The 11,217-nt window shown below is 36.4% G+C and carries 11 protein-coding genes; 6 read left to right on the top strand and 5 right to left on the bottom strand.

Going from position 1 to position 11,217, the window contains the following annotated elements; all coding sequences use genetic code 11:
- Window positions 1–298 precede the first annotated feature (298 nt).
- Both galU and JFU24_RS20365 read right to left on the bottom strand, forming a co-directional pair.
- Window positions 299–1,186: a UTP--glucose-1-phosphate uridylyltransferase GalU gene (galU, locus tag JFU24_RS20370; RefSeq protein WP_201250352.1), complete on the bottom strand. Its 888-nt coding sequence runs from the start codon at window positions 1,184–1,186 to the stop codon at window positions 299–301.
- A 488-nt stretch (window positions 1,187–1,674) separates the two neighbouring features.
- Window positions 1,675–2,316 carry an NAD(P)-dependent oxidoreductase gene (locus JFU24_RS20365; RefSeq protein WP_201186848.1) on the bottom strand — a complete coding sequence of 214 codons (642 nt, stop codon included), beginning with the start codon at window positions 2,314–2,316 and terminating at the stop codon, window positions 1,675–1,677.
- Window positions 2,317–2,529: 213 nt separating this feature from the next.
- Between JFU24_RS20365 and JFU24_RS20360 the strand changes: the two genes are divergently transcribed.
- Complete coding sequence (locus tag JFU24_RS20360) at window positions 2,530–2,970, top strand: Rrf2 family transcriptional regulator (RefSeq protein ID WP_201186850.1); 441 nt, start codon at window positions 2,530–2,532, stop codon at window positions 2,968–2,970.
- A gap of 149 nt (window positions 2,971–3,119) precedes the next feature.
- Here JFU24_RS20360 and JFU24_RS20355 read toward each other — a convergent pair whose 3' ends face one another.
- Both JFU24_RS20355 and JFU24_RS20350 read right to left on the bottom strand, forming a co-directional pair.
- Window positions 3,120–3,530 (bottom strand): disulfide oxidoreductase, encoded by a 411-nt coding sequence (locus tag JFU24_RS20355; protein WP_053347803.1) that lies wholly within the window; start codon window positions 3,528–3,530, stop codon window positions 3,120–3,122.
- Between the two features lie 3 nt (window positions 3,531–3,533).
- Window positions 3,534–4,241, bottom strand: coding sequence for a DsbA family protein (locus JFU24_RS20350; protein ID WP_201222914.1), 708 nt, complete (start codon window positions 4,239–4,241; stop codon window positions 3,534–3,536).
- Window positions 4,242–4,690: 449 nt separating this feature from the next.
- Here JFU24_RS20350 and JFU24_RS20345 point away from each other — a divergent pair, with 449 nt between their 5' ends.
- Complete coding sequence (locus JFU24_RS20345; protein ID WP_201186855.1) at window positions 4,691–5,137, top strand: Rrf2 family transcriptional regulator; 447 nt, start codon at window positions 4,691–4,693, stop codon at window positions 5,135–5,137.
- A 179-nt stretch (window positions 5,138–5,316) separates the two neighbouring features.
- Here the strand turns inward: JFU24_RS20345 and JFU24_RS20340 are convergent, their stop codons facing one another.
- On the bottom strand, window positions 5,317–8,433 hold the full coding sequence (locus JFU24_RS20340; RefSeq protein WP_242485372.1) for an SH3 domain-containing protein: 3,117 nt from the start codon (window positions 8,431–8,433) through the stop codon (window positions 5,317–5,319).
- Between the two features lie 731 nt (window positions 8,434–9,164).
- Between JFU24_RS20340 and JFU24_RS20320 the strand changes: the two genes are divergently transcribed.
- The 4 genes from JFU24_RS20320 (at window position 9,165) to JFU24_RS20305 (ending at window position 11,212) form a co-directional block, all read left to right on the top strand.
- On the top strand, window positions 9,165–9,770 hold the full coding sequence (locus JFU24_RS20320; protein WP_056520214.1) for a protein kinase family protein: 606 nt from the start codon (window positions 9,165–9,167) through the stop codon (window positions 9,768–9,770).
- Window positions 9,771–9,801: 31 nt separating this feature from the next.
- A complete protein-coding gene (locus tag JFU24_RS20315; RefSeq protein ID WP_201186857.1) occupies window positions 9,802–10,245 on the top strand; it encodes a DUF6376 family protein in 444 nt (147 codons plus the stop codon).
- A gap of 163 nt (window positions 10,246–10,408) precedes the next feature.
- The gene (locus JFU24_RS20310; protein WP_201186859.1) at window positions 10,409–10,840 is read left to right on the top strand and encodes an SRPBCC family protein; all 432 of its coding nucleotides are present in this window, start codon (window positions 10,409–10,411) and stop codon (window positions 10,838–10,840) included.
- Window positions 10,841–11,212, top strand: coding sequence for an ArsR/SmtB family transcription factor (locus tag JFU24_RS20305; RefSeq protein ID WP_053347811.1), 372 nt, complete (start codon window positions 10,841–10,843; stop codon window positions 11,210–11,212).
- The last annotated feature ends 5 nt before the right edge of the window (window positions 11,213–11,217 follow it).

Here is an 11,217-nt window from a genome sequence, read left to right as displayed (position 1 = left end):
GTGTAGAAAGATACTTCCTTTATCCTTGGCAAGTAAATTATTTCACAAGGCCTAAAATGAGAAATTGAAGTGTCCCATAGCTATAAGCTCTCACATTTTTCACCATAATTTTCTTCAAACGGTTTTATCCAGAAAGATAATTGAAACATCCGTCATGTTTATGGGAAGCAATCAACGGATAATTTATTAAATTAATCCGTTGAAATGACAGCGATAAACAACCAATATCTTTGATAACTTACATAAATGGCTGAAAAGGTATTCATCCAATATTATCTAGAGAGTGAAAGTAAATAATCTATTTGCTTACTGCCTTATGCTTTTTGAGTATACTTTCCAATTCTCTTAAAATGTCGTCTCTCAATTCAGGACGTTGTAGGGCAAATTCAATGGTAGTTTTTACAAAGCCATCTACAACTCCGACATCATGTCTTTTCCCTTCAAAATCATAGGCAAATACTGATTGAATTTCGTTTAGTTTTTGAATGGCATCAGTTAACTGAATTTCACCTCCAGCACCAGTTTCATGCTTAGCTAAAAAGTGAAATATTTCTGGGGTTAAAATATATCTCCCCATAATGGCTAAATTAGATGGAGCTGTTCCTTGTTCTGGTTTTTCAACAAAGTTATTAACTTCGTACCTTCTACCATCTTGAGTAAGCGGGTCAATGATACCATACCTATGCGTTTCGCTTTCATTAACGGATTGTACGCCAATAATAGACGAACCTGTCGCATCATATTCATTTATTAATTGACGCAATGAAGGTACCTCGCTTTGAACGATATCATCACCTAAAAGTACGGCAAATGGTTCTTCGCCAATAAAATTACGGGCACACCAGATAGCATGTCCAAGGCCTCTCGGCTCTTTCTGCCTAATGTAATGGATATTGGCTAAATTAGATGGATATTGTACTTTCTCCAATAAATCAAATTTTCCATGATCCCTCAAATTATTCTCTAGCTCATAGGCATTATCGAAGTGATCTTCTATCGCACGTTTATTCTTTCCTGTGACAATAATAATATCTTCAATGCCTGATTTCACAGCTTCTTCTATAATATATTGAATAGTTGGTTTATCCACTATTGGTAGCATTTCTTTTGGCATTGCCTTTGTAGCAGGTAAAAACCTTGTTCCCAATCCCGCTGCAGGTATAATTGCCTTTTGGATTTTTTTCATTGATTTGAAGCTCCTTCATATGACCTTTTAAAAAACTACTAATTTTTCCATCTAATATTTATAGTAACATAGACTTGGTTTTTGTAAACAATTTATCCTAAAAAATCCATTTAAATTGTAGTTGGATACATAATTGTAATTTAAAGCTAATTAACACATCCCAATTACTTAGGTACTTAAAGACCCATACTTAAGAGAAACCTTTTAATTGAGGGTGACTGCCTGTCTAACATTATTTCCAACTATATCACTTGGTTCAAACCCCTAATGAAACTACTTCTTCGACAAAGTTGGAACTGCACTCCCTCTCTTACCTCTTTGACAAGAGAAAACATCACATATTCCGTTCAGTTTTTTGTCTCTAAACCAAATACAAAAACGGAGAGACTGAAAATCCCTCCGTTTTTTGACTATATTTTAATTAAGCCATTAATTTTTTCTATTTAAACATTATAAAGTTTAAGTTTACACTCATAAATCGTTACGAATTATTCAGCTTCCGAAACAACAGTAAAGCGTTCATTTATGTGCTGAGGGCTTTCAATTTCATCTAATACTGCAATAGCAAAGTCAGCATAACTTATATAACTTTCACCTTTTGAGTTTACAAGGATGTTATCTTTCCCTAATTTATACCCACCTGTTCTTTTGCCTTGTGGATCAAAGAATGCAGAAGGACTGATAAACGTCCATTGAATTCCACTAGCATTTTGTAAATCCTCAAGGTTTTTAGATTGATTAGATGCTGTTGCAAAGTATTCTTTAGGAAAATCCGGTGTATCTAGTACGCGAGTTGTTTTCGCTTCGTCGACAAACAGACTTCCTGCACCACCAACAACAAGCAATTTAGTATTAGGTGCATCTTTCATAGCTTCAATTAAGACTTTACCAGCTTCAACATGTAGATGTTCATGCCCTGGAGCAGCCCCAAACGCATTTACGACCACATCAAATTCTTTAACATCATCTGCCTTCAAAGCAAATACGTCTTTTTCTAAAACTTCAGCTCCTTGATTTTGTACTTTCGCTGCATCTCTGACAATAGCCGTAACCTCGTGGCCTCTAGCTATAGCTTCTTTATAAATCAGACTTCCAGCTTTTCCACTTGCACCAATAATAGCTATTTTCATTTTAAAACTCCTCCTATAGTCGTCTTTATATTTAGGTTGTAACTAATTTGTTTACATGTAATAATATAAGTTACAGGATGACGTTTTGTCAATTTATTTTATCCAAACTTTAGTTTACTAATAACTTTTGTGAGCAATACTAACTTGTAACTACTCGAATTACATGTTAAGTAATTTATACTTAAATATAGAGATTTTAAAGGAGAGAAAAAAATGTCTATCAGTACCCGCTTTTCAGTAGGAATCCATATACTATCTCTTTTAGAAGTAAATAAAGAGGGAGTTAATACATCTGAATTTATCGCAAAAAGTGTTAACACCAATCCTGCTTTAATAAGAAAAATCACTGGCATGCTAAGAAATGCAGGTTTGGTAAATGTTCGGCCAGGTATTGCTGGAGCTACTTTGGCTAGGGAATTATCCGATATTACATTACTCGATGTTTATCAGGCTGTTAACGTCGTGCAGGATAAAGAATTATTTGGGATTCATGAACAGCCAAATCCAGCATGTACCGTTGGAAGAAACATACAAGATACAATTGGACCCATTTTTTCCGTTGCAGAATTAGCCCTAGAAAAGGCATTAGGAGTAGTAACTATTGAAGATGTTGTAAAAGATATTTTAGAAAAAGAAAAATTTAATAATCAGTAATGTATATAGAGGATTTTGGGGAAGTACATCAACTTTACGAAATGGTGCAAATTAAATAAAGGCACCATTCATTGTAGAGGTAAAATGAAACCATTTCCACAACGAAAGATGCCTTTATCAAAGGGTGTATTAATTTAAAGATTACTTACTCAATCATTATTGTTCTTACTCATAAGTATTCCCATACATACAGTAATAAATGAAAAAGCAGTAAAAGCTAACAACGGAATGGTGATAAATCCAAGCCAGTTAATATATTCTCCTGAACAAGGAACACCACTTTGACACATTTCGAACTGTTGAAGAGCAGGGATTTTTTGCAAGCTATAGTGATATCCTGAAACCAACATACCTAAAATCGACAAAGGGAGAATATAACGATAAATTTTTAGTTCCTGGTCATAAAAAGCACGGCCTAATAAAAAAACCAATGGATACATCAGGATTCTTTGATACCAACAAAACGTACATGGTACATAATGAAGAACCTCACTAAAATAAAGACTTCCAGATGTCGCAATGATAGATATTATCCAGGAAAATAACAGTGGCTTATTCATGAATTATTTCTCCTTCGCAGCTTCATCTACCATTTTCACTAAATCCTCAAGTGTATTTCCTTCAAACTTCTTACCATTAACAAATAAGGAAGGTGTTCCAGATACTCCTAATTCGGCCGCAGTCTCCATATCTTTGTTCCATGAATCCTCGGAAGAATCTGCTTTAAAAGATGTAACAACCTTTTTGACATCACTATCATTTACGATTTCTTTCAAGGTTTCTTCTAAAAACTTGTCCGTAAACACATCTTCTTTTTCATATTTCTGATCATCTGGCTGTTTACTGTATAACAGCTCATGAAATTCCCAGAAGGTATCATTTCCTAATTCCTTATAAACAGTCTCCGCGAATTTAGCGGATCGTATTGAATCTACGTTAATAAACGAATAATTCATGAAGTAAAATTGTGCTTTTCCGGTGTCAATCAATTCACTTTGAATAGAGGGAAAGAAATTCTCCTCAAATGATTTACAGATTGGACATTTATAATCACCAAATTCAACAATTTGAACAGGAGCCTTTTTATCTCCTAAATAGGGTTGTCCTTTATAATCAATTTCAAAGGCTACATCTTTTTCTTTTCCATTTGCTAAAAATATAAAGCCGATAATAATAACAGCAATTAACCCTATGATCCAAAATGTGAATGTAGACGATTGTTGTTGTTTATTATTTTTTTTGTTTTTATTGTTTTTATTGTTTTTAGTCATCTTATACCTCCATACTTATGTATTTGGGCAGAAACACTTCGTGGAGGTTCGGTTTTCAAACTCCTTTTGCTTCTACATTTATTGATACTTACTACATGTCACGAAATAATCAGCTTCCGAAACAAAAAATTCTTTCATGGATATACTAAGGTTTTTCTATTTCATCTAATGCGGTACTACCAAAATTAGCACCTAAAATGCCAATTTCCCCCCTTCTACTTTTCCGCCCTGTAACTAATTCATTTACATGTAATAATATAAGTTTCAGGAGAGTGTTTTGTCAATTACACGTAACTTTTATTTTGGCTCTTAACACACCTTCCATTTTCTAACACTTTTCAAACTAAAAACTGGGTTATCTCTCTAATTTTTTTAACTTGTAACTACTTGTATTACATGTTAAATAATTTATACTATTTAAGTATAGAGATTTTAAAGGAGAGAAAAAGATGTCTATCAGTACCCGTTTTTCAGTTGGAATCCATATATTATCTCTTTTAGAAATAAATAAAGAGGGAGTTAATACATCTGAATTTATCGCAAAAAGTGTTAACACCAATCCTGCTTTAATAAGAAAAATCACTGGCATGTTAAGAAATGCAGGTTTGGTAAATGTTCGGCCAGGTATCGCTGGAGCTACTTTGGCTAAGGAATTATCCGATATTACATTACTCGATGTTTATCAGGCTGTTAACGTCGTGCAAGATAAAGAGTTATTTGGAATCCACGATAACCCAAATCCAGCATGTCCCGTTGGAAGAAACATTCAAGATGCAATTGAACCTATCTTTTCAATTGCAGAACTAGCTTTAGAAAAGGCATTAGGCGTAGTAACTATTGAAGATATTGTAAAGGATATTATAGAAAAAGAAGAATTAGGTAAACGGACATTCTAAGGAAGATCAGCTTATCTATTAGTGATATATGTTTATTTTTGTAGAAAAATCGATATAGAGATAATTTCGAAGATAAGATGCCTGTTTCATAGATATATCCTCTCATAAGGAACAAAGTAGTCTGCGAATAATAGCTTAAAGTAAAAACACATGAGATATTCTCATGTGTTTTTACTTTTTTATTTATATTTAGGAATTTCAATCGTCAATTTATATGAATCTAATAAACTATACAAATTATAAATCTGTTTCACTTGTTTTGTTGCCCAACCAATATCAGTTGCGTACTGGTGTGAAGCATATCCATATTTCTCTGAGGCTGTGGGATTCCATCTCATTTTGTATAGCGTATCCTGTCCAGCAGAGATATATCCTTTGGCGATGAATTCAGCACCGCCAATGATTGCCGCTTCTGGAGTGAACCATCCTGCATTATAAGCATATTGTGCACCACTGCTTACCGCTGATCCATCATATGCTCCTACTCCATACATATTATAGACCGTTCTTCCATTCACCTTGACACCTGTCGCTAACGGTGAAGTCCCGTTCCCCGTCTCCAACAAAGCGTGTGAAATAAGATAAATCTCATTTACCCCATATTTTTCTCCTGCCGAAGTGAAGGTTGCAGCATGGCCTTGTAAGATACCTTTACCCGAAAGGATTCTATCATTCACTTCAGAAACATTCATGTTGGTCAATTGAGAGAGCTTAACGAATTGGAACGAATGGACTGGATCATTCACAAAATTATCAGGGTTGATATTATATTTTATATCTTCTGGACTAGCATTTACCCATGTCTTGTTATAATTCACTTCATACCAATAGTATCCGTCAGAGCCCTTTACTTTTGATTTAATATCCAATGATTGATTATTGCTGACAGCCCCCACTACCCAATAATTAGATCCGGCTCCGCCCCTTACACGCCAACTGGTTCCTTTTACCGTGCCTTTTGTTGAATTGATTAAAGTTAACCCATCCTCACGTATGTAGGTTTTATACTTTTTATCCGTTTGACCATTTACAGCCATTTGAATTTCAACCATCTTGTCCATCGTAAGATTATACTCTTTATCAACCCTGATGATCGTTCCATTCGAATTCCCTGGACTTTCTGGTGCTTTGGCTGATAAATATTGCGAACTTACATATCCTGTCTTTCCATTCGCCGTGATTCTTGACCACCCATTAGACTCCGAATAAACTGTTACTGCCGTATTGTTTACAAGTTTAGCTATAATCGAAGCTGAAGTTGATGCTGAAGAGCGCATATTTAAATTAGAGCCATCAACCACTTTTACATATTTAACTACCGTGGTTTCTTCATCGTCTGGATCCGGATCCGGGCTTTCCGGGATAGAACCAGGCTTCGTTGTTGATAGATATTGCGTACTAACGTACCCTTCTCCACCATACGCTTTAATTTTTGACCATCCATTCGATTCCGATATGACTTCTACCTCTACACCTTTTGCCAATTTCACAATGATGGAAGCGTCTTCTGACGGTTTATTCCGCATATTGAGCGTCCCCGAACTTACATTTACATATTTCGTCGTCGTTTTTTCAGGTATAGATGGTGTGGATTCCGTTTCTGGCTTTGTTGTCGATAAATATTTGGTACTGACATACCCGTCTTTTCCATCAGCCTTGATTTTTGCCCAACCGTTGGATTCTGAATACACCGTTACCTGCGTGCCTCTCGATAGCTTCGCGACTATGCTGGCACTTTCCGTCCCACTTTTCCGCATATTGAGCGTCCCTGAACTTACATTTACATATTTCGTCGTCGTTTTTTCAGGGGTGGATGGTGTGGATTCCGTTCCTGGCTTCGTTGTCGATAAATATTTGGTGCTGACATACCCGTCTTTTCCATCGGCCTTGATTTTTGCCCAACCGTTGGATTCTGAATACACCGTTACCTGCGTGCCTCTCGATAGCTTCGCGACTATGCTGGCACTTTCCGTCCCACTTTTCCGCATATTGAGCGTCCCTGAACTTACATTTACATATTTCGTCGTCGTTTTTTCAGGGGTGGATGGTGTGGATTCCGTTCCTGGTTTCGTTATCGATAAATATTTGGTACTGACATGTCCTTCTTTTCCATTAGCTTTGATTTTCGCCCAACCTTTAGATTCCGAAAACACCGTTACCTGCGTACCTTTCGATAGCTTCGCTACTATGCTAGCAGTTTCCGTTCCACTTTTTCGCATATTGAGCGTCCCTGAACTTACATTTACATATTTCGTCGTCGTTTTTTCAGGGGTGGATGGTGTGGATCCCGTTACAGGCTTTGTTGTCGATAAATATTTGGTACTGACATGCCCGTCTTTTCCATTAGCTTTGATTTTCGCCCAACCTTTAGATTCCGAATACACCGTTACCTGAGTGCCTTTTGAAAGCTTCGCGACTATGCTCGCAGTTTCCGTCCCACTTTTTCGCATATTGAGCGTCCCAGAACTTACATTTACATATTTCGTCGTCGTTTTAACAGGGGCGGATGGTGTGGATCCCGTTACAGGCTTCGTTGTCGATAGATATTTAGTACTGACATATCCTTCTTTTCCATTGGCTTTGATCTTCGCCCAACCTTTGGATTCCGAATATACCGTTACCTGCGTGCCTTTCGAAAGCTTCGCGACTATGCTGGCAGTTTCCGTCCCACTTTTTCGCATATTGAGCGTCCCAGAACTTACATTTACATATTTCGTCGTCGTTTTAACAAGTACTTCAGCTTTATTTACCGTTCCTGGCTTCGTTGTCGATAGATATTTAGTACTGACATATCCTTCTTTTCCATTGGCCTTGATCTTCGCCCAACCTCTGGATTCCGAATACACCGTTACCTGCGTACCTCTTGTCAGCTTCGCTACTATGCTTGCACTATCCGTTCCACTTTTTCGCATATTGAGTGTTCCGGAACTTACGTTTACATATTTCATCGTCGTTTTAACTGCGGTAGTAGCTGTGGTTACCGTTACAGTCTTCGTTGTCGATAGATATTTGGTACTGACATATCCTTCTTTTCCATCAGCTTTGACCTTCGCCCAACCGTTAGATTCCGAATACACCGTTACCTGCGTACCTTTCATCAACTTCGCTACTACGCCGGCGTTTTCAGATGCACTTTTCCGCATATTGAGCGAACCTGAACTTACATTTACATACATGTTACTAGTTTCTATAGTACTTATTTGTTCTGCAGGTAGTGGAGCTGCAGATATTTTTTCTTCGAAAGCAACTGTAGACAATACTGCAAAACAGAAAGTCGGTATAATTAATTTCTTCATTCCATTCTCCCTACTAAAGAATTATATTTTTACCATTTATTTAAATATCGGTTAAAATCATAGTTGTTTTATAGGTATTTATCCTTATTCGTTTAAAAATATATCATATTTCCTAGTGTCTTCAGATCTATAGAATCGATTTTAACAAAATAGTAATCTAACAGACATTTAAGTAATCAAATAGATATAATTGTAATATAGTCCACGTCCCAAAGTTAAAACGGAAAAAATACGCTATTGGATGACAAATAAAACCGAGCAGAATTAATGATGAATGCAAAAAAAGCCCCTCTTCCAGAGGAGTTATTTAGAAAAAATATGAAGATTTAGTTTTGAATTTATTACTCACTTCAGAACAGCCTAACTCCAATTGAAATAATAATTAACGTTCGACTAAATAAAAGCACATTTTTAAAAAAAGTCCGGAATATATATGTAGAGTAAGACATCCAATCCTTTTGTTTGACGCTTTGTCATAATAAACTATATAATTACTTATATATACTTATAGGAATCCTTCTGTTAAGGGGAGTAGCTATACAATAAAGTCGTCAATACAGGATTTTATCCTCGGCTTTATTGGCAACTAATTTTCAGTTGTTTGCAAGACCTTGCCGATTATTTGGTGAGGTCTTTTAATTTTTAAAGACGGTATAACCAACAATCGGTTATACCGTCTTTTTTATTGAAAAGAATTTGAAGCGATAATACTACTAATAGAGGTGAAAAGTATGCAGCAATATAGTGAATTAGCTCAAAGTGTCAAGATTTCTCATGATAAAAATAATACATTACTAGATGCCGATCATTCTTTATCACTTATTGGAAAAGGCCGAAGTGCTTATGTATTTAGAATACATTCTACCAATAAAGCAATGAAAGTGTTTTTTCCGAACCATACTCACACGGCTAAAGTAGAAGCTGAGATATACCAAACTGTTCAATCTATCGAATACTATCCAACTCTTTATGACGCGGGTGAGAATTATTTAGTTATAGATCACATCGAAGGCAACACTCTTTTTGAATGTTTAACATTAGGAATTCCGATAACGGAAGAAAACATAAAAGAGATTGACCATGCATTACAATTAGCAAGGAAAGAGGGATTAAATCCTTCAGATATCCATTTAAGAAACATCTTTATCACTTCTGAAAAGAAGGTGAAGATCATTGATGTTGCAAGGTTTAAGCAAGTGAAATCCTGCAATCAGTGGCACGACTTGAAAAGTGCTTTTCATCTCTTCTATTCGAAGTCATTTTTCCCGAAGAAAATCCCTAGCTTTATACTGAATTCCATAGCAGCGATTTATAAAAAAAGATTCTTACCCATCTAATCATCACTATAAAATCACATTGGAGGAACATATGAAAAAAATTATAACCATTGCTTTTATGTCCATCCTTACATTAAGCGGGTGCTCGCTTTTGGGAGAAGTCAATTCATCATTGGAATATGCAGATAATGCGACAGGGTATGTAAGTACAGTTAAGGAATTTGCCAATGAAGTGCCCGCATTGTCCCAAGATGCCGTCACTGATACCGAAGCAAGAGAAAACCTTGAAAAAGAACTACAATTGATGAAAACGGAGATTGAAGAATTTAATGCAACTGAACCACCCCAAATAGCAGAAAGCATCCATGAAAAAATCGTCAGTTCTAACCAACAGCTGTCAGATGGAATTGATTTATACCTAAATAATATTGAAAATGGTCAATTCGACCCCGAGGCACTAGAAAATTCAGAGATAATGAAATCCATCGAGAATATAACAAGTCTGGCAAACCAAATTGAAGAATTGGGTAATTAAGCAGACGGGCTGGATTGTTTTAAGCGCAGTATTTCTCTAAAATCATGAATAAAAATAAATGCATGGAGACAAGTTATCATTGACATGAAACCAAAAGGTTTTATATAATCAACAAAAGCGAAACCAAATGGTTTTATATTTATGATAAAAAAGGAGAATTATTATGGAATCAAATCAGAATACACTACAAGATGTAAAGAAGACGGTTATTCTTGAAGCACCCATCCAAAAAGTTTGGGATACAGTTTCGAATGCCGAGGGTATAGCTTCATGGTTTATGCCAAATGATTTTCAGCCGAAAGTGGGACAGGAGTTCCATGTACAATCACCTTTTGGCCCATCTCCTTGTAAAGTATTAGAGATAGATGCTCCACATCGGCTCTCGTTCTCCTGGGATACGGATGGTTGGATCGTTTCGTTCATTTTAAAAGAACTGGATGGCAAAACGGAGTTTACCCTTATTCATGGCGGTTGGAAAGAGCCAGACACGATTCTTCCGAAACCGAACGAAAAAAGCTCGATCATTCGCGATAGAATGGATCATGGCTGGGAACAGATCGTTAATCAAAAACTTAAAAAGGCTGTTGAGGGCTAAGTGTCTGCAGCAGAAAAGCATGATGTATTTCAGGCAATTGCAGACCCAACCCGCAGAAAGGTCCTGCAATTGCTTGCTGAAGGGGATTTGCCCATTTCAGAAATCACTTCTCACTTTTCCATGAGCCGTACAGCGATTGCCAAGCATCTTCATATCCTTTCTGAAGCTGAATTGGTCAGTGGCCGGAAGGTCGGAAGAGAAAAACGCTTTCGGCTTCAGCCAGAACCTTTAGCGGAATTGAAACAGTGGCTTTCTTTTTATGATCAATTTTGGGATAACAAACTATCCATCCTTAAACATGTGATTGAAAATTCAGGGGAAAATGGATTGAAAGTCATCGAAAAAGAAAAGGACACGGATGAACCATCATAATGAAG

The sequence above is a fragment of the Peribacillus sp. TH27 genome, assembly GCF_016650915.1.
Lineage (GTDB): Bacteria > Bacillota > Bacilli > Bacillales > DSM-1321 > Peribacillus > Peribacillus butanolivorans.
This window is presented reverse-complemented; position numbering and strand designations above follow the sequence as displayed.